General features: G+C 65.1%; 16 protein-coding genes. 4 read left to right on the top strand and 12 right to left on the bottom strand.

Translation table 11 applies throughout. The features are described from left to right. Positions 1 to 40: 40 nt before the first annotated feature. Both SCLO_RS14685 and SCLO_RS14690 read right to left on the bottom strand, forming a co-directional pair. Positions 41 to 1312 carry a DegT/DnrJ/EryC1/StrS family aminotransferase gene (locus SCLO_RS14685; RefSeq protein ID WP_066515264.1) on the bottom strand — a complete coding sequence of 424 codons (1272 nt, stop codon included), beginning with the start codon at positions 1310 to 1312 and terminating at the stop codon, positions 41 to 43. After that, on the bottom strand, positions 1309 to 3405 hold the full coding sequence (locus SCLO_RS14690; RefSeq protein ID WP_066515262.1) for a polysaccharide biosynthesis protein: 2097 nt from the start codon (positions 3403 to 3405) through the stop codon (positions 1309 to 1311). The genes SCLO_RS14685 and SCLO_RS14690 overlap by 4 nt, the downstream gene beginning before the upstream one ends. 604 nt (positions 3406 to 4009) lie before the next feature. Between SCLO_RS14690 and SCLO_RS14695 the strand changes: the two genes are divergently transcribed. Beyond that, positions 4010 to 6223, top strand: coding sequence for a GumC family protein (locus tag SCLO_RS14695; RefSeq protein ID WP_231923418.1), 2214 nt, complete (start codon positions 4010 to 4012; stop codon positions 6221 to 6223). Positions 6224 to 6286: 63 nt separating this feature from the next. On the opposite strand, the gene SCLO_RS14700 is transcribed toward SCLO_RS14695, so the two are convergent. From SCLO_RS14700 to SCLO_RS14720, 5 genes are all read right to left on the bottom strand, one after another. Then, positions 6287 to 7621, bottom strand: coding sequence for a lipopolysaccharide biosynthesis protein (locus SCLO_RS14700; RefSeq protein WP_066515259.1), 1335 nt, complete (start codon positions 7619 to 7621; stop codon positions 6287 to 6289). 14 nt (positions 7622 to 7635) lie between these two features. After that, a complete protein-coding gene (locus SCLO_RS14705; RefSeq protein WP_066515257.1) occupies positions 7636 to 9033 on the bottom strand; it encodes an O-antigen ligase family protein in 1398 nt (465 codons plus the stop codon). 210 nt (positions 9034 to 9243) lie between these two features. Further along, on the bottom strand, positions 9244 to 10020 hold the full coding sequence (locus tag SCLO_RS14710; RefSeq protein ID WP_066515256.1) for a LuxR C-terminal-related transcriptional regulator: 777 nt from the start codon (positions 10018 to 10020) through the stop codon (positions 9244 to 9246). 331 nt (positions 10021 to 10351) lie between these two features. After that, the gene (locus tag SCLO_RS14715) at positions 10352 to 10972 is read right to left on the bottom strand and encodes a response regulator (protein ID WP_066515253.1); all 621 of its coding nucleotides are present in this window, start codon (positions 10970 to 10972) and stop codon (positions 10352 to 10354) included. A gap of 11 nt (positions 10973 to 10983) precedes the next feature. Then, entirely contained in the window at positions 10984 to 12633 is a 1650-nt protein-coding gene (locus SCLO_RS14720; protein WP_066515251.1) for a sensor histidine kinase, read from the bottom strand. A gap of 144 nt (positions 12634 to 12777) precedes the next feature. On the opposite strand from SCLO_RS14720, the gene SCLO_RS14725 reads away from it, so the two are divergent. The 3 genes from SCLO_RS14725 to SCLO_RS14735 all read left to right on the top strand — a co-directional run bounded on the left by SCLO_RS14725 (position 12778) and on the right by SCLO_RS14735 (position 15883). After that, positions 12778 to 13182: a hypothetical protein gene (locus SCLO_RS14725; protein WP_066515248.1), complete on the top strand. Its 405-nt coding sequence runs from the start codon at positions 12778 to 12780 to the stop codon at positions 13180 to 13182. Positions 13183 to 13305: 123 nt separating this feature from the next. Further along, positions 13306 to 15054 carry a carbamoyltransferase family protein gene (locus SCLO_RS14730; protein ID WP_066515245.1) on the top strand — a complete coding sequence of 583 codons (1749 nt, stop codon included), beginning with the start codon at positions 13306 to 13308 and terminating at the stop codon, positions 15052 to 15054. A 34-nt stretch (positions 15055 to 15088) separates the two neighbouring features. After that, entirely contained in the window at positions 15089 to 15883 is a 795-nt protein-coding gene (locus tag SCLO_RS14735) for a PIG-L deacetylase family protein (RefSeq protein WP_231923246.1), read from the top strand. A gap of 235 nt (positions 15884 to 16118) precedes the next feature. On the opposite strand, the gene SCLO_RS14740 is transcribed toward SCLO_RS14735, so the two are convergent. From SCLO_RS14740 to SCLO_RS14760, 5 genes are all read right to left on the bottom strand, one after another. Continuing rightward, positions 16119 to 17609: a catalase gene (locus SCLO_RS14740; protein ID WP_066515242.1), complete on the bottom strand. Its 1491-nt coding sequence runs from the start codon at positions 17607 to 17609 to the stop codon at positions 16119 to 16121. A gap of 216 nt (positions 17610 to 17825) precedes the next feature. Further along, positions 17826 to 18590 (bottom strand): energy transducer TonB family protein, encoded by a 765-nt coding sequence (locus SCLO_RS14745; RefSeq protein WP_066515241.1) that lies wholly within the window; start codon positions 18588 to 18590, stop codon positions 17826 to 17828. Continuing rightward, the gene (locus SCLO_RS14750; RefSeq protein WP_066515240.1) at positions 18590 to 18940 is read right to left on the bottom strand and encodes a DUF3325 domain-containing protein; all 351 of its coding nucleotides are present in this window, start codon (positions 18938 to 18940) and stop codon (positions 18590 to 18592) included. The genes SCLO_RS14745 and SCLO_RS14750 overlap by 1 nt, the downstream gene beginning before the upstream one ends. After that, a complete protein-coding gene (locus SCLO_RS14755) occupies positions 18937 to 19260 on the bottom strand; it encodes a DUF3649 domain-containing protein (protein WP_066515239.1) in 324 nt (107 codons plus the stop codon). Before SCLO_RS14755 ends, SCLO_RS14750 begins: the two co-directional genes overlap by 4 nt. Further along, the gene (locus SCLO_RS14760) at positions 19257 to 20861 is read right to left on the bottom strand and encodes a PepSY-associated TM helix domain-containing protein (RefSeq protein WP_066515237.1); all 1605 of its coding nucleotides are present in this window, start codon (positions 20859 to 20861) and stop codon (positions 19257 to 19259) included. The genes SCLO_RS14755 and SCLO_RS14760 overlap by 4 nt, the downstream gene beginning before the upstream one ends. Positions 20862 to 20877 lie beyond the last annotated feature (16 nt).

The raw sequence follows: 20877 nt of genomic DNA on the forward strand, positions 1-20877 counted from the left end.
TGGTTCATTTCACAATAGGAATAAAATAATGTCAATTATACTAAGGAGTTACATCATTCGAGAAAGGCCGTGCGGCATCGGGGTCGCAGGCCGAGTCGAGCGCTTCGACCAATGTGTCGATCGTCAGGTCCATCGCCTGCGCATCCAGGAGATGATCGACGCACAGCATGAGGCTGCGCTCGCCCACCTCGGCCGCCACGGGCAGCGGATGGCGGTTGGGATGGGCGCTGTCGCGGACGGCCAGTTCCCGCGACATGTCGGGGCACGATCCGGTCCCGGCCGGGATGCCCCGGTCGTTGAGGGCCGCGATGATGTCCGCCCTTCCCTTTCCCGGCGCGAAAAGCCCGTACTCCAGCATGAGGTAGAATTTGTAGAAGGCATGGTCCACGCCTTCGGGGACGACCGGCAGCCGGACCAGTGGATGACCGCCCAGCCCGCGCCGCAACCGATCCGCATGGGCGCGCCGCCGCGCCAGCCATGCGGGCAGCTTGCGTAGCTGCGCCCGCCCGATGGCCGCCTGCATTTCCGTCATGCGCCAGTTGGTGCCGAAGCTTTCATGGAGATAGCGAAAGGCGTTTCCGGGCGAAGGCGCGCCCATCATCGCGACATTCTTGCCATGATCCTTATAGGCCCAGGCCCGCCGCCAGTGCGCCTCTTCCCTCAGCAGCAGCATCCCGCCTTCGCCGCCCGTCGACAGGATCTTGTCGGTGCAAAAGGAGAAGGCGGCGGCATGTCCGAAGGAGCCCACCTTCCGCCCACCAATGGCCGCGCCATGCGCCTGCGCGCAATCCTCCACCAGCCACAGACCATATTCCGCGGCGATGGCGTCCAAGGCTGCCATGTCGCAGGGCCAGCCGGCAAGATGGACGCACAGGATCGCCCTCGTGCGCGCGCCGATCAGGGGTTCGACGCCGGCCGGGTCGATCGTGTGGCTGTTCGCGTCGATGTCGGCGAATACCGGCACCGCCCCGACCGCCGCCACCGCCGAAGCGCTGGCGAAGAAGCTGCGAGCGGGCACGATGACTTCGTCGCCCGCCCCGATCCCCAGCGCGCGGAAAGCGAGTTCGAGGGCGAGCGTGCCATTGGCGAGCGAAATGGCGTGCGGCATCCCGCAATAGGCCGCGAACTCCCGCTCGAAGGCGCGGCATTCGTCGCCATGCACCAGCGAATTGACCCGGCCGCTGGCCAGCACGCGGACGACCGCGCCGATCTCGTCGGCCTCATATTGGGGCCAGCGCCGGTCGGGCGGCGGGAAGCGCGCCGCGATCGGCGCGACCGAAACGGGCTGCTCCATGGCGCGCAGGTCGCTCATTCGTTCGCCGCCTTGCCCACCAGATCGATCTCCCGCGTCAATTCGCGCAGCGTCCTGGCCCAGGTCGATTGCGCCGGGGCGCGCAGCAACTCCTTCATCAGGTCCTGCACGCCTTCCTCGTCCCGCTCCGCGATGAGGTGGGACAGGTCGGCAAAGGCCTTCACCAGCTTTTCCAGCGGCACGGGGCAGGGACTCGCCTCGATCACGCCGGGGATGGAGGAACGAAGCTGCTCCTCGGTCGTGTCGAACAGTTCCTCATAGAGCTTTTCGCCGGGACGGAGGCCGACGAACTGGATCGGCACGTCGATGTCGGGACGAAGGCCCGCCAGGCGGATCATCCGGCGCGCGATGTCGACGATCCTGATCGGCTCGCCCATGTCGAGGACGAAGATGGTGCCGCGGTCGATCTTCGCCTCCATGGCTCGCGCGCTGCTCTGGAGGATCAACTGCACCGCTTCCGCGACGGTCATGAAATAGCGTTTCATGTCGGGATGGGTGACGGTCAACGGCTTGCCCGCCGCCATCTGCTGCTGGAACAGCGGCACCAGCGATCCGCTGGAACCCAGCACATTGCCGAAACGCACCGTCATGAAGCGCGGGCTTTCGGGGTCGCATTGTCCGATCAGGTCCAGCGCCTGGCAGTAAAGCTCGCCCAGCCGCTTGGTCGCGCCCATCACGCCGACGGGATTGACGGCCTTGTCGGTCGACACCTGCACCATGGCGAGCGCGCCGTGCGCGCAGACGGCATCGGCGACATTGCGCGTGCCCAGCACATTGGTATGCGCGCCTTCGCAAGGATTGCACTCGACGATGGGGACATGCTTGAGCGCGGCGGCGTGGAAGACGATCTCCGGCTCTCGCCGCCGGAACACATCGTCGAGCGAACCGCGCTCGCGGATCGAGCAGAGTTCGGGATGGCAGAGGATGTCGGGGAACAAGTCCCGCACCTGCATTTCGATGGAGTAGAGGTTGAACTCGCAATGATCGAGCAGGACGATCGCCGACGGCTTGAACGTGGCGATCTGGCGCACCAGTTCGCCGCCGATGGTGCCGCCCGCGCCGGTCACCAATATCCGGCGCCCCCGGATCAGCCGCTCCACGACGTTGCGCTGGAGCGAGACTTCCGGGCGGCCGAGCAGATCGGCCAGCTCGAAATGCTTGATCTCGATGCGCGGTTCGCCTTCCTTCGTCCTTTGCAGGTCCCGGGCATGGGCGACGGTGAGGTCGCACTGATCGGCCAGCTTCACCAGCCGCGAAAAGGCGCGGCGCGGCATCGTCGTATCGCCCCTTATGACGAGGCTTTCGGGCTTCAGGCCCTTCGCGGCGAGCGCTTCGGTGATCTGCGACAACTTGTCGGGCGCGCCCAGCACCGGCACGCCCGCGACCTGAAGCCGGGTATCCCGCCCGTCGAAGGTCAGCGCGCCGACGACATGAAAGCTGTTCGTGCGATCGGCGCGCAGCATTTCCAGCAGCGACCGGATCCAGTCCAGTTCGCCCAGCAGCAGGATATTATGCCTCTCGCCGCGTGGAACGATATGCGCGCGGGCGAATTCCCGCAGCCCGCGCCGGATCGTCCGCGCGCCGATCATCGCCACCAGCAGCAGCGCCGAATGCAGCAGCGCGAAGCCGATCACGTCCAGCGGCACGGCCCTGATTTTCGCCGAGACGATGAGGCACAGGCCCCATGCGGCCGCCATGCTGCCCGCCACCGCCGTCGACAACATGATGCAGTCGCCAAAGGACAGGAAGCGCCAGCAGCGCCAGTAAAGGCCGGTGAGGCAGAGGGTGAAGACCGCCGCCATGCTGAAGAACAGCATCAGGCTGGGGCGGTCGAGAAAGGCAGCGGAAACCGGCCCCGGAATCGCCAGGACGACCAGCAGCAGCGTCAGGAGGACCAGCGCTCCGTCGATCAGCATCAGCGCCGCGAAGCGCGCTGGCGCGGGGAAGCCGGTCGGCCGGGTCAGCATGTCATGCAGCAGGACCGCCCAGAGCGGCGCGCCGGTGGCAATCTGTACTTCATCCTCTTCGGGATCATCCGGGAGCGGATCGGCCGGAAACGGATCATACTGGGCGGGCGGAATGCTCGCGGCCATAGGGACGCCCTTGCGCGCTGGGGGAAACGGCGTCCGGGCGGCTCGTGCCTGCATGGCCTTGGCGCCGTTTCCAGTTGACGTGGCGAAACGGTATCAACTTGGCCTGCCGCCGCAATGAACCAGACAGCTATCATCCCTTGTGGCAGAAACCCGCGCGCAGAATAGCTTATCGGGAGCCGTCCGTGGGCGGCTTCCGCGGGGATCGGGCGCCCGGACAGGAAACAGGGTTAATGCTTTGGGATAGGGGACCGCCCGTAACGCATTTCACCGCCTGATTTTTATGCGCGCGCGTCGGACAGGCGGGAGCGATTTTGGGGGATGGCGATCGGGCATGGCAGTCGTCCCGCGCAGGACCGGACCGGGCATCGCACGGCTTGTCCGCAGCGGAAGAAGCCATGCCCCGAACGGGTTAATCATTATTCCTGCCGCCTTCGACCCGAAGATTGTTTGATCGCGCCCGCCAAAAGCCCGAAGTTCGGGCCTTCCGATGTCTTGACGCCGTCACGGAGACATATTCATGCTATCGCAAACAGGTGCAATGGGCGCCCCGCTTCTGGAAGCGAGGCCCGAGCGGCCCACGGAAGGAAATTCCGCGCCCTTGAGCATGTCCGCGCGACAGGTGCTCAAGATCATAAGGCGGCATGAACTGCTGCTCGGCGCGATCGTGTTCGTCGCGGTGCTGGTGGTTCTGGTCGCGCAGCTTTTGACCACCCCGGTCTATGAAGCGACCGCCACGGTGCAGGTGGAACTCAATGACGACAGCGGTTCGCCCGACATGGCGGCCCGCAACCAGCAGCGCGTTTCCAATGAGGCGGGCATCTACCGCTCCCGCGCGCTGGCGGAGCGCGTCGTGCAGGACCTGAAACTGGCCCATGACCCCCGCTTCGTGGATTCGCCGCTGAAGGAAGGCGCCGTTCTCGATTCCCGGCGATTGACGCGGCTGGCGGGCAGGCTGCTGGCGCGGACATCGGTGTCGAACGTCAAGGATTCGGATTTTATCGAGATCACGGTGCGGTCGGCCTCGCCGGAAATGGCGTCCGAAATCGCCAATCAATATCCGGTCAGCCTGGCCGCCTATCGGGCCGCCATGCGCGACGAGCGGCAGGGCAAGATCGTCCGCCAGCTTGACGATGAGCGCGACCGGCTGGCGGCGGAGGCGCATCAGGCCGAACAGGCCGTCGCCGGTTTCCGGCGCAGCCATCAGATGCTGACCGGCGCGGGCGGGTCGGAGGATTACGCCCAGATCAACCGCATCGCGGTGGAAGCCGCCTCCGCCGCCGCCATGCGCGCCGCGCAGAGCGCCCGCGCCGCCGGCGTCAGCCGGGCGGTTTCGAACATCAGCACGGCGAACGCCTCTTCCTCGCTGCTCGAACAGCAAAGGCGGCAGCTGGACGACCTGACGCGGACGCGCACGGAAATGGCGATGACCTATGGCGTGGAGCATCCCCGCATGCTGGGGCTCGACGCGCAGATTTCCGAAACCCTGGGCGGAATGCAGAAGGAGCAGGCGCGGGTCAACGCCGCCGCCCAGGCGCAGGCGCAGGCGGACGCGGCCCGTGAAGCGGGCATGGCGCGCAGCGAGGCGGCGGCTTCCGCCTCGCGGGCGGGCCAGCTGGAAGGAACGCTGCACGCGATCACGGGCAAGGCCTTCGCCAACACCGCCGCGATGGTCGAACTCAACGCGCTGGAACGCAATGCGGAAACGGCGCGCGCCGCCTTCCTCTCCATGAGCACCAGGGCGCAGCAGGTGAAGGCCAGCCTTGCGGCGGCGGGCATCCATTCGCGTCTGATGTCGCCCGCCGCCATTCCCGAAAACCCGGTCGCGCCCCGGCCCAAATCCGCGACCTTCGCGGCCTTCATCGGATCGCTGATCCTGGGGCTGCTGATCGTGTTCGGGATCGAGCTGACGGACAACCGGCTGTGGAATGCGGAACAGATCTTCCATCAGTTCGGCCTGCGCACCTTCGCGATGCTGCCGGAACTGGCGGGCGACGCCGTGACTTCGGCCAAGGCCAATCCGGTGTTGCAGGACCCTCAATCCCTGTTCGCCGAAGTCGCGCGCGGACTGGGAAGCGAGGTCGCCGACCTCGCCATCCCCGGTCAGGCGCAGACGGTGCTCATTACCTCTCCCATCACCGGCGACGGGAAATCGACGGTCACGCTCACCCTTCTGGCGGCCGCCGTGGCAATGGGACGCCGCGCCATCGTCATCGACCTCGACCTGCGCCGGCCCAGCGACAGCGTGTTGCGCTCCACCGAGGAGCGTGGCGGCATGCCCGACCTGATCGATTATCTGTCCGGCACGGCCGAGGTCGCCAATCTGCTCCCCGCGCCCGCGCAGGCCGCGCCCCCGGCAGAAGGCGCGCGCAGTGCCCCGACCTATGAGCCGGTCGTCATCAGCGCGCGCGAACCGGCGCGCAATCCGGTGGCGCTGATGCGGCTGGGCCGCGTCAGGGAATTGCTGGAGAAGCTGCGGCAGCAATATGACCTGATCGTCATCAACGCGCCTCCCACTCTGGCGACGCGCGATTCCCGCATGTTGATGGAGACGGCGGACCAAACCCTGCTGGTGGTCCGCTGGGGCAAGACCACGACCGAACAGGTGCGCGCGGCGATGCAGGTCCTTCAGAAACCCGTCGACGGCGTCGTCATGAACCGGGTGGATTATGCCGAACATGCGCGGCGGGGCTATGGCGATCCCGTCCAGTTCTACATGGCGTCGGCTGAATATTTCGAAGGCGAAATGCCCCGCCCGCGCCGGTGGTATGAGCGGCTGGGCGGCTTCCCGTGGCGCAAGCGCGCGCCCACCTACGCCTAGATGGCCTTTCGATCGGTGAGATGCCGCCTTTTCAGGCGGCGTTTTGCTGTCTGACCGTTTTGGCTATTCCGCCGCCGCGGCCGAAGGCATTTCCGGCTGGCTCCGATACACCCACCCAAGGTCCAGCAGCACCGCCGTCACCACCGCCAGCACGATATGCGCCACGCTGGCGCCCATGGGTCCGAAATAGACGAGCCCCGGGATCGCCACCATGTAGAAGATGACGGTGCTGAGCGCGAAGACATGGAGCACGAGCTGCGGCTGCCCCATGGACAGCAGGGCGCTGCGCGCGGGCGCGGAATGCATGATGAAAAGCACGGCGATCACCTGGCTCATCAGCAGCGGGAACGCGGCGACATATTGCGCCCCCGGCCCGATGCGCAGCAGCCATTCCCCGAAAAACCATGTGAGCACGGCGATGGCCACGCCCGTTCCGCTCAGCAGCATCTGCGTGTTGAAGATGGTGCCGCGAAACATGTCCCGCTCGCCGCTGCGCCACATGCGCGCCAGTTCGGGATAGAGCACCGTCTGCACCTGCCCTGCGATCTGCTGCCCCAGCTTCGCGATCCGCTTGGCCAGATTGTACATGCCCGCCGCTCCCTGACCGGCGAGCGCGCCGACCACCAGCTCGTCCGCCTCATGGGTGAGCGTCCGGAGCGCCGTGGAAAGATTGGTGGACCAGGCGAAGGACAGGAAATCGGGGAAGTCCCGCTTCAGCCCTTTTAGCGGGACGCTGAGCGGGAAGGGCACGCCCTGCCGCCTCAGCGACTGGCAGCCGAGCCAGACATAGAAGGCGCTGTAGGAGATTTCGGCCACGGTCCATGCCAGTATGAAGCCGATGATGCCCGTCTCCAGCCAGAGGCACAGGGCGGCCAGGATCACCCGCAGGATGTTCGACAGGATCTGCGAATAGGCGACCGCCGCGAACCGTCCGTCCAGACGCAGGGCGGCTCCGGGCGCGCCGATCACCTTGGTCAGCATGGTCAGGGAATAGAGGGCCGCCGCGTCGAGCGGAATGCCCTTCACCCCGAAGACCGGCCCCAGCACCGCCGCGATGGCCACCAGCAGGAACGCCGAAAGCGCCGCCGTGCTGATGTCCAGCAACACGCCATAGCCGTAAAGCCGCGCCATCCGTACCGGATCGGCCTCCACCTCTTCCTCGGCGGCGAACTTGATCAGCGGTTGCCAGGATTCGAACTTGACCAGACGCTCGATGGTGCTCGCCAGAGCGAGGATCAGCACCATCGATCCCCACAGTTCCGGCCCCAGCCCGCGCGCGGCCAGCGCCACGGCGACCAGCATCACGCCCGCATTGACGAAATTGCCCGTCAGCATATGGCCGATATTGACCAGTCGGCGGCCCATCGGGCTGCTCAGCACGGAAGCGATCATCCCCATGGCGCGAAAATCCTTCAGGGTCCGGATGACGGCATCGGTCCGCCCGCTGCCCTGCCCGGTCGCGGCGCAACGGCCCCGTAGGAGATCAGGGCCGGGCTCGCCGCCAGGAAGATGAACAGGAACCAGGCGCGTCCATAGACATGCGGCACGCCCATGACGGCGTTGGCGAACACGACCACCGTCGTGAAGATGGTGAGGAATATGAGTTTTCCGTGGGGCAGCCGCCAGGCGAAGATGCCCGCCAGGATCGGCACGCCCAGGATCACCATATAGCCCAGCAGCGACAGGCCGCCGCCCTCGTTCAGCAGCAGCAGGTAGAGATTATGGACCGGGTGCCCATATTGGCTGACGACGCGATACTGGTCCGCCCCCATGCCGATGATGAGGTTGTCGTCGGCCAGCGTCAGTGCCTCCATGTTCAGTTCCTGCCGGTCCTCGAACGTGCCCGCGCCGGAAATATCGCCCGAATTGATCGCGCCCAGCACGCGCTCCTGGAATTTCTGCGGCATATAGTCCTGCCCGAAGGTCAGGGCGGCGATGCCCAGCGCGCCCACGACGAGCAATGTCTTGAAGTTGCGCCGCCCGCCGAAGAAGATCAGCGTCGCCGCGATCATGCTGTAAAGGCCGGTATTCGAACTGGTCAGGATGATGCCGTAGACGAGCAGGCCCAGGCAGAGCAGGGCGACCGGGGGACGCCACTGCCGCGAGAGCAGCAGGAACCAGACCAGCGGCAGGGTCATGACGGTCAGCACCGCCATGGCGTTGGGATTGTCGACGAAACCGGCGAGACGCCTGCTGCCGGTGATGACCGCCATCTGGCCCCGCGACATGCTGTACCAGCCGGTCAGGTAGATCGCGATGCCGATCGCGCACATGGCGACCATGCCCCAGACGCCGCATTTGATGAGGCGGATGACCTGATCTTCGGGGCGGCGGAGCAGCACCAGCGGCACGATCAGATAGGCGAAGCAATATTGGGCGATCAGCACCAGGCAGCGGGCCATGTCGCCATGGAACATGCTGCTGAAGAAAAGGCCCCCGGTCAGCATGAAAAGCCCCAACAGCCAGAGCCATGTCAGGTTGGCGAAGGGCGGCATCATCCGGCCCGTGGCAAGGCGCAGGCAGAAAGCGCCGGCGAACAGGGCGTCGCTGATGGTGATGTAGATGGCGGGATGGCGGAAGGAGATGTAGGGCGCCAGGAAAACCGCGCCTTGCAACAGGAAGAATTCCCATTTCCGCAACTCGTTCGACCAGAGCTGCGATGCGTTCCTGCTGGCGCTGGATGGACGGCGCGCGGGGGCGGCATATCGGGCCGCTGGATGGTGACTGGTCTGCACGCGGCGGCGCTCCGGCTTGGCTTGGCCTTGATTTCGCACCAGAATGAAGGGACGGTCCGGCTCCGTCCATTGCACATTTTATCCTCCGCCAGATCAAAAGGGGCAGGGGCGGCTAAGCCCATTGGCTATTTCGCCGGTCGTCGAGGATATGAAGCCGGGGGTAAAGTCCGCCCGCCGTCGATACAGTCATCGCGCCGGGAATATTCGGAACATTTTCCAGTCTGGCGATGAAGGCCGGTTCGCCGCCGGGCATGGAGTCTGCCCCATGCCCGGCGGCGAATATGATCATGCGTGGGCGAGATGCGGCTCGGCCCTTGCACCGGCCTGATAGGCAGGCGCCGCGACTGACGGCTGGCTGCCGATCCTGGACGTGGCCACGGCCGGCGCCGCCCATTCGCCGTCCATGCCCATGCCTTGTAGGCCCTGGGTCGCGGCCCAGATGGCTGCCTGCGTCCGGTTGGTGACGCGCAGCTTGCGGAGAACCGCCTTCACATGGACCTTCACGGTCGCTTCGCTGATGGAGAGCTGCCGCGAAATCACCTTGTTGGGCAGTCCGGCGATCAGCCGCCGGAGAATCTCCAGCTCCCGCGCCGAGATGTTGGCGGAATCGATCGTCGCCGCATTGGGAACATGATCGTAGGCGGAACTGCGGTCGATCAGTTTCTGGGCCAGTTGGGACGGAAAGATTTTCTCGCCCAGCGTGATGAGGTCGAGATAGCCGATCAGCCGTTCCCACGGCACGTCCTTGGTGAGATAGCCTTCCACGCCCACCCGGAACGCTTCGAGCATGGCGGAGAAATCGAATTCATTGGCAAGAATGGCGATCCGCGCCGCCGGATGGCGTCGATGGATGGCCGCCAGTGCATCCCCGTCCCATTCCGATCTTTTGTCTTCGATCAGAAGAAGCAGGAAATCCGATTCGGCGACATCCGCCCTTTGAAGGTCTTCAAGACCAAAGCCGGAAAATATGATCTGTCGATCCTGTTCGGAAAGCAGGCATCGAAGTCCCTCCCTGACGATGGAACTTCGGCCGATAAGTACTACTTTGGAAGCTGTCGTCATCCTCCGTCACTCCGTTCAGCATCACGGTTTTACCGCGATGAGTTGAAAGGCAATTTATCTTGACCGAGGCAACCCTGTTATGGACGAGAAGAGTAACACATATGAAGCCCGCCACAAGTGCTTTAAGAATGATTAAAGGAACGATTCCGAAACGATTCATCCAGTGGACCTATTATTAGGGCGATTCGACGGATGATTTCTTGGGACGCGCAGGTTGTTCTGGAGAAGAAGCGCCGCTCGACATCATGGCATCTGCGAATCGGAGTAATCCTGTTGCGATTATTGTGCGATCCAAGAAAGGGATGCTGTCTATCGTACTGGAATGACAGGATTAGTTCAGGACCAGCGAGGCCAGGGCGGTGCGATTGGCGATTTGCAGCTTCTGATAGATGTTCTGGAGATGGATCTTGATCGTGCCCGCCGACGACCCAAGCTCGCGGGCGATCATCTTGTTCGAATAGCCGCGGCAGACGAGTTCCGCGATTTCCATTTCGCGGCGCGTGAGCGTGGCGCAGGCGTCCGCGCGCTCCCTCGGCACGGGCGGGGGCGTTGCCGCCTTCGCCACCAGTTCGGGCGGCAGCCAGCGCCGCCCGGCGGCTACTTCCCGCAGGCAGACGATCAGCGCCTCCGGCGCGCTTTCCTTGAGCAGCAGGCCCGCCACGCCCAGGTCCAGCGCCTCTGAAATCTGGGGTCCGGTGATCGTGGCCGTCAGGAAGATGATCCTGACGTCGATCCCCGATTCGACCACTGCCCGCAGGATGTCCATTCCTCCCAGATCAGGCATGGACACGTCGATGACGCCGATATCGACCCGGCCGTCCTTCAGCAGGGCGAGCGCCTCATGTCCCGATGTGCTGGCCCCCACCACGGTGAAGTCGGGCTCGATCTCCAGAAGGTCGCATAGCCCCCGCAGCAGCAGGGGATGATCGTCGGACAGGACAACGCCATGCATATCCGTTTCCCCTAAACCGGCAACTGGATCAGCATCGCGAGGCCCGGCGCCGTATGCGTGATCGCGAACTGGCCATGAAGATCGGCGACTCGCGCCGCCATGGAGCCGGGCGGACGGCAGGCGGCGGGCGGCGTGCCCGCCATGCCGGTGCCGTTGTCGGCGATTCGAAGCTGAAGCGCCTTCCGCTCCATCGCCGCTTCCAGTTCGAGTTGGGTCGCGCCGCCATGGCGGACGGCGTTGGCGGTCGCCTCCGCCAGCAGTTTCGAGATTTCCAGCGTCATTGCACCCGGCAGCACGAGTTGCTGCGGCTCCACCTCGACATGAATGTCGCAATTCCACTGCTGGCGCAGCGAAGCCGCACAATTCCGCAGGGTGGCTTCCAGCGATCCGTCCTCGTCGGCCAGTTGCACATTCTCGACATAGTGCCGCACCCGGCGCTGCTGATCGAGAATGACGGCGTTGACCAGCGCGAGGCCGTCCCTGGCCTGTTCGGGCACATGCGCCATCGTCGCCTTCAGCCGGAGACTGGCGGCGGTCAGGTCCTGGAGGATGCTGTCGTGCAGATCGCGCGCCAGCCGCGCCCGTTCTTCCGCCCGCGCCGATTGGGCGATGTCGCCCATCAGTGCCAGCCGCTCCAGTTCCGCCGCGACGCGGGCCGCGATGATCGTGGTGAGCGAAGCGCCTTCCTCCAGATAGCAGGTGGGATTGATGACGAAGAGTTCCCCCCGGTAACGAATGCCGGAAAAGGGCGCCGAATAGGCTTTGCGCAACCGGGTGGCCGCCGTCAGGATGGAGGGCGTTGATGGCGAACGGGCAACCACGGCCGATAGGCGCCGGAATGTCGCGGTGGCGTCGGCAGGTTGCAGCAACTCCGCGTCGATAGCCGACCATAGCTCCATGTCCGACATGTCGGCGATCTGAAGATGGCCTGCGCGCCAGACCGCCACCATGCCCGTGGTTTTTTCCTGATCCTGCCAGAATACGATGAGCTGCGGATCGCCGAGCACGTTCGCGGCGTGCCCCAGCAACGATCCCAGCCAGACCCGGATGTCCGCGGAAAACAGGTTCGGCCATGCCGCCAGACGTTCGAGCCGCCGGCGGCTGAGGTCGCGTGATGCGCCGAAATAGCCCAGCATGATGGCCGCGACCAGATAATAGGCGGATCGCATGATGAGGACGTTGAGTTCGGCGTCCCCGTCATCGAGATCGGGCCAGCCCACCAGCAGCAGGACCCCTTCCAGGGCCATCGCCCCCAGGATGGCGCCCAGAAGGCCCCAGCGCACCGTCGTGGCGAGCAGGATGAACGGCAGGAAGGTGCAAAAGGGGCTGCTCAATTCGTCGGTGAGCAGGGCGAGGCCGCCAATGACCAGCAGGTCCATGCCATGGGTGAGCAAATGGACCGGATGGTCGATCCGCCGCCGGACGGGCCGGACGACAAGGATGACGGCGAAAAAGAAGTAGAGCGTCAGGGTGACCCGTGCTTCGGTAGCAAGATAGCCGGGTTTGGTCGGATCGAGATAGATCGCCACCAGGGCGAATATGGCGGTGATCATCCGCGCCACGCCGATCAGTGCCTGGGGATCGACGGACAGCAGCAAATTGGCGGGCTGGGCGGCAAATTTGGCCGTGGCGAACGCATCACGTTTCGGTGTTGGCTTCACGGTGCCACCTTCTTCCTTTGTGGGGGGAAGAATAGCAGCCGCCGATATCGCGCCAATTGCGATTACGGATAGACTCATCCCTTTGAGCCTCTACCGCGATCAGCCGGAAGGGTATGTAATGCCGCCCGGCGAAAGGATCGGGCGATGCACAGCCTCATCATACTCGAAGTCGCGCGTCAGCCGGACGGGTCGCTGCCCGACCGGCTGCTGGAACTCGCCTATCGCGCGAGCCAGCGCGGCTGCATCATGCTGCTGCTGAACGGCGTTTCGCCCTTCGAGGTCGATGCCGCGCTCGATCCGCTGGTGGGGCGGATGCCGCTGGACATTCCGGGCGTGGTCTATCGCGACGTGGCGGAAGGAGATTCGCTTTCGCCGGCGGTGACGGATGCCGCCATGATATTTCTGTCGCCCGGACTGGCGCGGCGCTGCCCGTCCCTTACCCGCCTTGCCAGCCGCCGCTATGCCCGCCCTGCTGCCGCGCTTCCCATTCTGGAGCGCCTGGGCCGCCCGACCTCGCTCAGGGAACTGGCGGGCCGCGCCCATGGGTAGGATGGACTGCCTCCAATGGGCAGTGCTGAAGGTGGTATGCTGATCGGCAGATTCCGCTTTTGAGATGAAGGCCCTATTCCTCTGTCGGTAAACCGAAGCCTTCTCACGACCGATGGAGCGGATATGGATCATTTCATAGGATTGTTCGAAGGCGGCTATGACCCTTGCGCCGCGCTGGTCAGGGCGGGATCGCTCGTGGCCTTCGCGGAGGAGGAGCGCTTCCTGCGGAACAAGCATGCGAAGGGCTGGTATCCGACGCGGGCGCTGCGCTTCTGCCTGGATCAGGGCGGGATCGGCGCGGCGGACGTGAAGGCGATCGCGATCAACTGGGACGTCCCCTCCTACACGAACGGCGTCATGCGCAGCTTCTTTTCGGAAATGCGGAAGAACTGGCCGGTGGATGCCAAGACCGTCGCCTGGCAGAACGGCCTGCTCAACATCTTTTCCGACGAAGCGGTCGTGGCGCGCCACAATGCCGCATGGCGCAAGGCGCTGGGCGCCCGCTCCGCGCCGCCGCTTCATCCGGTGCCGCATCATTATACCCACGCCGTGCACGCCTATCTGCAATCGCCGTTCAACGAGGCGCTGTGCCTGACCGTCGACGGGTCGGGTGACCAGCTCTGCACCGTGCTGTGGCATTGCAACGGCGATCATATCGTGCCGATCTACGAAGTGCCGATGCCGCATTCGCTGGGCTGGTTCTATGCCGCCGCCACCGAATATCTGGGCTTTGAAGCCTATGACGGCGAATATAAGGTCATGGGCCTTGCCGCCTATGGCAAGCATGATCCGGCGATCAAGGCGCTGGTCGACAGGATCGTCTTCCCGTCGGAGGATGGCATCGGCTATTGCGTCGATCCGCGCATGATCCATTACGGCCCGCGTACCTGGTCGGACCGTTTCACCGACTATCTGCCGCGCCTGCTGGGCCGCGATCCCCGCTCCGAAAACCAGCCTATCGAGGAATGGCACCATGACTTCGCCTTCGCCGTTCAGGAGGCGCTGGAGGAAGCCGTCACCCGGCTCGTCCGCTGGGGTCGGCAGAAGACGGGCGCCACTAACCTTTGCGTGGGCGGAGGCGTCGGCCTCAATGTGAAGATGAACAGCAAGCTCTACGACATCGAGGGCATAGAGCATATCTTCCCCCATCCCCTCTGCGCGGACAGCGGCGCGGCGGCGGGGGCGGCGTTCATTGCCTGCTGGCAGCAGACGGGCGTCCATCCGGAAAAGCTGACTTCCCTCGCCTTGGGCCCGGAAGAGAGCGACGCCGAGATCGAGGCTATGCTCAACCGCTGTGGGATCGACTATCACCGCCCCAACGACATCGCCCGCACCGTCGCGGAGGATTTGAGCGAAGGGCGGATCGTGGGCTGGTTCCAGGGCCGCATGGAGGCGGGGCCGCGCGCGCTGGGACAGCGCAGCATCCTTGCCGACCCGCGTACCGTCGAGGCCCGCGACCGGGTGAACGCCGTCATCAAATATCGCGAGCCATGGCGTCCCTTCTGCCCATCCATGAAGGCGGAGGCGGCGGATCATTATCTGGAACGGCCCGACAATGCGCCGTTCATGGTCATCGCCTTCCGCGCCAAGCCCGAACTCGCCCGCGATGCGCCCGCCGTGGTCCATGTCGACGGCACCGCGCGGGTGCAGATGGTGCATGAACAGACGAACCCGCTGTTCCACCGGCTGCTGAGCGCCTTTGAGAGCATCACGGGCGTGCCGGTGCTGCTCAACACATCGTTCAACGTGAAGGGCGAGCCGGTCGTGTGCAGCGCGGTGGACGCGGTGCGGACATTTTTCGGCACTGGCATGGATACGCTGGCGCTCGGCAACTGCCTGATCCGCAAGCCGGTCGCGCCGATGGCGGCCTGACGGGCCCCGACAATCAAGGAAGGGAGAGCGGGTGATGGAAGCCTTCTCCGAATCGCCGGCCCATGCCGGGCTGTCTCTGCCACCCCACGCCGATGCCATGGCGGCATCCCCGCCGTCCTCGCCCGAAGGCCGGCCCGCGCCAAGACGAAGCCTGATCGGCCAGATCGAAAAGGCGCTGGTGATCGCTCCCCATCCCGACGACGAGGTTCTGGGGGTCGGCGGCACCATGGCCCGGCTCGCCCGCCAGGGCGCGGACGTGCAGGTCTGCATCCTGACGCGCGGCGATCCGCCTCGCTTCCCGGCGGGCGCGACCGAGCGGGTGCGGCGGGAAAGCGCCGTGGCGCATCGGAACCTGTCCGTCACCCAGACCCATTTCTGCGACCTGCCCGCCGCCGAACTCGACCGGGTGCCCCATGCCGAAATGAACGCGAGGATCGGCGCGGTCATCGATCGGATGCGGCCTGATGCCCTGTTCGTGCCCTTCGTCGGCGACATCCATCTGGACCACCAACTGGCCTTCATCTCCGCCCTCGTCGCCGCGCGGCCGCGCCATGGGCAGTCCCCCGGCCTCATCCTCGCCTATGAGACGCTGTCGGAAACCAACTGGTATGCGCCCGGCGTGACCCCGGCTTTCGTGCCCAATGTTTTCGTCGACATCAGCGAAACGCTCGAAATCAAGCTGGAGGCCTTCGCCGCCTATGAATCGCAGGTGAAGGCCTTTCCCGACGAACGGTCCATCGAGGCGCTGAGAGCGCTGGCGAAGGTGCGCGGCGCATCCGTGTTCCGCGAGGCGGCGGAAGCCTTCATGCTGGTCCGCCAGATCGCCTGACGGGTGTATGCCCTTTTCCGTCTGCCGAACTCCTTGGCGAAATGCACATGAGCGTCGATCAGGCCGGGCATCACGTGAGATTGGATGGACCAAGACAATCGGCCGGACGATCGCTGTAACCCCAATCATGGGAATTTTCCGGCGATCATATTCCGGCGCCCGCCCCATGGCGAACAGGCCGGGACACTGTCCCGGCCTGTCCTCAAACGGGGCTATGCCATGATAGCGATTTGCTTCACGCCGATAGCGCGGGTGTGGCCGCCATGCCCAGCGCATCCGCGACGCCCGCGCCATAGGCGGGGTCGCAGCGCGTGCAATTGTCGATATGGCGCTGCTTGATGAAATCGGGGGCATCGCCCATCGCCCGCGCGGTGTTGCCGAACAGCGCCTGCTGCTGCTCGGGGCTCATCTGCTGGAACAGCTTGCGGGGCTGGGTGAAATAATCATCGTCATCCTCGCGATAGTTCCAGTGCATCGCATCGCCCGAAATCCGCAATGGCGGCTCGCTATAGTCAGGCTGCTGCTGCCACTGGCCGAAGCTGTTGGGCTCATAATGCGGGCGGCCGCCATAATTGCCGTCCACCCGGCCAGCACCGTCGCGATGATTGCTCATCACCGGACAGCGCGCCGCATTGACCGGAATCTGGTGATAGTTCACGCCCAGCCGGTAACGTTGGGCATCGGCATAGTTGAACAGCCGCGCCTGCAGCATCCGGTCGGGCGACACGCCGATGCCCGGCACTAGGTTCGACGGCGCGAAGGCCGACTGTTCCACGTCCGCGAAGAAATTCTCCGGATTGCGGTTCAGTTCGAACTCGCCCACCTCGATCAACGGATAGTCCGCCTTGTACCAGACCTTCGTCAGGTCGAAGGGATGGAAGCGATAGGTTTCGGCCTCCGCCTCGGGCATGATCTGCACATACATCTTCCATTTCGGGAAGTCGCCGCGTTCGATCGCGCCATAGAGGTCGCGCTGATGCGTTTCGCGGTCGCCGCCGGCCAGCGCCGCGGCCTCCGCGTCGGTGAGGTTTTCGATGCCCTGCTGGCTTTTGAAGTGGAACTTCACCCAGAAACGCTCGCCCGCCTCGTTCCAGAAGCTGTAGGTGTGGCTGCCGAAGCCGTGCATGTGACGGTAGCTTTTCGGGATGCCGCGGTCGGACATCACGATCGTCACCTGGTGGAAGGCTTCGGGGAGCAGCGTCCAGAAATCCCAATTATTGGTGGCGCTCCGCATGTTGGTGCGCGGGTCGCGCTTCACCGCCTTGTTGAGATCAGGGAATTTGCGCGGATCGCGCAGGAAGAAGACGGGCGTGTTGTTGCCCACCATGTCCCAATTGCCTTCCTCTGTATAGAATTTCAGCGCGAAACCGCGAATGTCCCGCTCGGCATCGGCTGCGCCGCGTTCTCCGGCGACGGTGGTGAAGCGGGCGAACATCTCCGTCTTCTTGCCCACCTCGCTGAAGATTTTCGCGCGGGTGTAACGGCTGATGTCATTGGTGACGGTGAAGGTGCCGAACGCGCCCGATCCCTTGGCGTGCATCCGTCGTTCGGGGATCACCTCGCGCACGAAATTGGCGAGCTTCTCATTCAGCCACACGTCCTGCGCGAGCAGCGGTCCGCGCGGACCCGCCGTCAGGCTGTCCTGATTATCGGGCACCGGCGCACCGAAGGCGGTGGTGAGATGAGACACGGGACATTGGCCGGCGTCGGGATGCGTCTTGGTCATGGCGATACCTCCTTTTTGAATGGCACCCCTGCTTTCTACGCCTTGACTATTAATTCGTCCTCTTCATTAAATCTGTCATTGTGATTGAGAAATTTGATGAGTGATCCGAAACGACCATTTGCGGAGATCGCGTCGATCGCCATCGGCCCGAACGGCTTCAAGTGAGGTCCAGGCCGAGATAGCGCAGCGCAGCGGATACCGCCGCATGGGCCAGACTCATCGCAGGAAGAACTCGACCGGCACCACCAGTTCGATGGTGTCGCCCGTGACCGACGCCGGCGGTTTGGGCAAGGGCTGGGCCCGCTTGGGCAGGGCGATCGCCTCCGCATCGAGGGACGCGATGCCCGACGACCGTTCCAGCCGCGCGCTCAGCACCTTGCCCTCCCGGTCCATCAGGAAGCGGATATAGGGCACGCCCTGTTGCTTGCGGAACAGCGCATCGCGCGGATAGCGGCGCACCTTGTTGAGCGCCGCCAGCACCTGTCCTTCCCAGGTCGGCTTGGCGTTGCCGGGCGGCGGTGGCGCGGCCGCGGGCTTCACTTCAGGCGGCGGCGTCTTGTCGACCGGCACGGGCGTTGGCCGCACCGGCGGCGGCACAGGGATCGTGACGGGAGTGGGAATCTGCACCTTGGGAGGTTCGGGCTGCACCTTCTCCTCCGGCTGCTGCTGTGGGGCGATTTCGGGCGGCGGCGGTTCATCGACCGCTATTTCCGCCGGAGGCGCGGGGGGCGCGACATCGAAAACGCTGAGCGTCGTCGCCTGCTGCTTCACATATTCGCTGTGCCACCGGACCAGCATCAGCCCGGCCACCACGATATGAACGGCGATCGTCAGCGACAGGCCCATCGCCCTGCGGCGACCATGGGCGCCTGCGCGATAACCGCCGTCCGAAGCGGCGGCATCGACGGCGGCGGACGATGGAACGATCGGCTCCCGCTTGCCCCTATGGTCCTCATCAAGGCGGATGGCGGCGCGAAGCATCAGGCTACTCCCGAAAGGACCGCCGTGCCCAGCGACAGCGGTACGGCGACAAGGCCTGCCAGCGGCAGCAGGCGAGGACGGTAGGTAAGGCCAAGGGCCGCGCCGAGCGCCGCGAGCGTCAGCACGCCCAGCCAGAAGGTGATGCCGACCGCCGTTCCGAAGCGCAACATCAGCGGCACGGCGGCAAGCGCGATCGCGGCCCACCCGGCCGCCTTCCAGGGCGCGACGGAGCGTCCCTTGGGCAGCACGCCGGTCATGTCGCGATGATGTTTGTCCATCGCGAAGGCCAGCGCGATGAAGCCCGCGAAACTGGCGAGCAAGGCGGACAGCGCCGGAAGACATCCGATCATGACGCCGCTCCCGGTCCGGCGGCCCAGAGTATCGCCCCGGCGGGAGCGGCGACGGCCAGCAGCCCCAGCCACGCCCTCGTCGCGCTGCGGGCATGGAAGACGGCCATGATGATGGCGGCATAGAGGAAGAAACTCGCTAGGGTCGTCGCATGCAACGCCTCTGCCGCCGATACGCCCAGCCATGGCAGCGCGAGCGTCGCCAGCAGCGTCAGCATATTGGTCAGGACATAGCCGCCGCCGACCGCGGCGAGGATACGCGACAGCAGCGGCCCGTCGACCGGCAACCTGCGGAGTCTATGGCTGAACGGCTTCGGCTTCATGCGGCCACCGCTTCGGCTGCGCGCTGGCGCGCTCTGGCGGGCGCTGCCGTGCCTGCCCGCTGTTTGCGGATCAGGATGCGGCGTATATGGGCAAAGAGCAAGGCGAGGCCGATCGCGCCCAGATCGATGCTGGCCAGCGTCCAGTCGCCCGCCGGAAGGCTGACGCCCAGATGCCGGTTCGTGGTCAGCAGGTTGATGACCGGGACCAGGCCGAAGGCGGCGATGGCGATGGCGGTCAGTTCGCCCCATGCCCTGGCGGTCGGCCGCCAGATCGCATACAGGAAGCAGGCCCCCCAGGTCAGGAACAGCGTGTGCATTTCCCAGGCCGCGCGCCCTTCCATCGCCGCCGGGATCAGCCGGTTCGCCCAGAAATAGGCCGCCACGCCGATGGGAAGCCCCATGATGGTCCCCAGATTCAATATGTCGACCAGGACGATGCCGAAGGGCAGCCGGCCCGCCTTCGCCAGCTTCGCCTTGCGCTTGGCCGACCAGAGCAGCAGCCCGGTGGCGATCATCGCCGCGCCGCCCAGCCCCGACAGCACATAGAGCGCGCGCAGCACCGGCCCCGCGAAATGCCCTTCATGCGCCGCCAGCAATGCCAGCGAGAAGCGGGCCGAGGCCGTGCCCCTATCGCCGTCGTCGGGCAAGCGCGCGCCGGTCACGCCATCGAACCGCATGGCCGGCCCGTTCCGGCTGAGCGTGGTCAGGGTGTGAGCGGCGATCACGACCTTCGCATCGGCCCGGCCGGGATGCTCCACCGTCAGACGGGCGATGCTCCCCGCCCCCCATTTCCGCTCAGCTTGGCCTAGCATCGGAGCCAGCGGCGCGTTGCCCGCAGGCGCCTCCTTCACTTTCCCGCTCTCTTCCTCGCCATAAACCTGTTCGTAGAAGCGGTCGCGCGACGGGCCTTCGGGATAGAGCGTGTCGATCGGCACCGGCATATAGGTGAAGAGGAAGAAGATCAGCCCCGACCAGGTGATCATCAGGTGGAAGGGCAAGGCGGTGACGCTCAGCAGATTATGCGCGTCGAGCCAGCTCCGTTGCCCCTTGGCGGGACGGAAGGTGAAGAAATCCTTGAAGATCTTCTTATGCGTGACGATGCCGCTCAGGATCGCCACCAGCATGAACATGGTGCACACGCCAACGATGCGGATTGCCCAGTCATAGGGCATGTATCGCAATGCATAATGCATGGCGTACAGTTCCTCGCCCCCGCCCGTCTCGCGTATTCGTCCTTTCTGCTCGGCCCCGGTCGCGGGATCGACGGCGGCGAGGGTGAAGGCGCCATAATCCTCGCCCGGCTTGGGCCAGGCCTGCCAGCCTGCCTTGAACTGCGTCTCGCCACGGCGGCCGGGGAAGAAAATATACCAGCGCTCGGCGTCCTGCCCATGGGCGCGCAGCCATGTCTCGCCGGCGGGCAGCAGGGATCGGGCGGCGGGCGGCGCGCCCTGCAACGGCAGTTCAGGCCGCATCCAGCGGCTGACCTCGCTGTTCACATAGCCGAAGGTGCCGGTCACGAAGACGAAGAACAGAACCCAGCCGACCAGCAGGCCGGTCCAGGTGTGCAACCACGCCATGGATTGGCGGAAGCCCTCCTTCATGACCGTCCTTCCAAGC

Origin of the sequence: Sphingobium cloacae (assembly GCF_002355855.1) — a bacterium.
GTDB classification, from domain to species: Bacteria; Pseudomonadota; Alphaproteobacteria; order Sphingomonadales; family Sphingomonadaceae; genus Sphingobium; species Sphingobium cloacae.

Coding starts and splice junctions, on each gene's coding strand:
- SCLO_RS14730 (WP_066515245.1), top strand. CDS start 13,306: ATGGATCATTTCATAGGATTGTTCGAAGGCGGCTATGACCCTTGCGCC.
- SCLO_RS14740 (WP_066515242.1), bottom strand. CDS start 17,609: ATGACCAAGACGCATCCCGACGCCGGCCAATGTCCCGTGTCTCATCTC.
- SCLO_RS14690 (WP_066515262.1), bottom strand. CDS start 3,405: ATGGCCGCGAGCATTCCGCCCGCCCAGTATGATCCGTTTCCGGCCGAT.
- SCLO_RS14745 (WP_066515241.1), bottom strand. CDS start 18,590: ATGCTTCGCGCCGCCATCCGCCTTGATGAGGACCATAGGGGCAAGCGG.
- SCLO_RS14685 (WP_066515264.1), bottom strand. CDS start 1,312: ATGAGCGACCTGCGCGCCATGGAGCAGCCCGTTTCGGTCGCGCCGATC.
- SCLO_RS14760 (WP_066515237.1), bottom strand. CDS start 20,861: ATGAAGGAGGGCTTCCGCCAATCCATGGCGTGGTTGCACACCTGGACC.
- SCLO_RS14695 (WP_231923418.1), top strand. CDS start 4,010: ATGTCCGCGCGACAGGTGCTCAAGATCATAAGGCGGCATGAACTGCTG.
- SCLO_RS14755 (WP_066515239.1), bottom strand. CDS start 19,260: ATGAAGCCGAAGCCGTTCAGCCATAGACTCCGCAGGTTGCCGGTCGAC.
- SCLO_RS14710 (WP_066515256.1), bottom strand. CDS start 10,020: ATGACGACAGCTTCCAAAGTAGTACTTATCGGCCGAAGTTCCATCGTC.
- SCLO_RS14715 (WP_066515253.1), bottom strand. CDS start 10,972: ATGCATGGCGTTGTCCTGTCCGACGATCATCCCCTGCTGCTGCGGGGG.
- SCLO_RS14725 (WP_066515248.1), top strand. CDS start 12,778: ATGCACAGCCTCATCATACTCGAAGTCGCGCGTCAGCCGGACGGGTCG.
- SCLO_RS14735 (WP_231923246.1), top strand. CDS start 15,089: ATGGAAGCCTTCTCCGAATCGCCGGCCCATGCCGGGCTGTCTCTGCCA.
- SCLO_RS14750 (WP_066515240.1), bottom strand. CDS start 18,940: ATGATCGGATGTCTTCCGGCGCTGTCCGCCTTGCTCGCCAGTTTCGCG.
- SCLO_RS14700 (WP_066515259.1), bottom strand. CDS start 7,621: ATGGGGATGATCGCTTCCGTGCTGAGCAGCCCGATGGGCCGCCGACTG.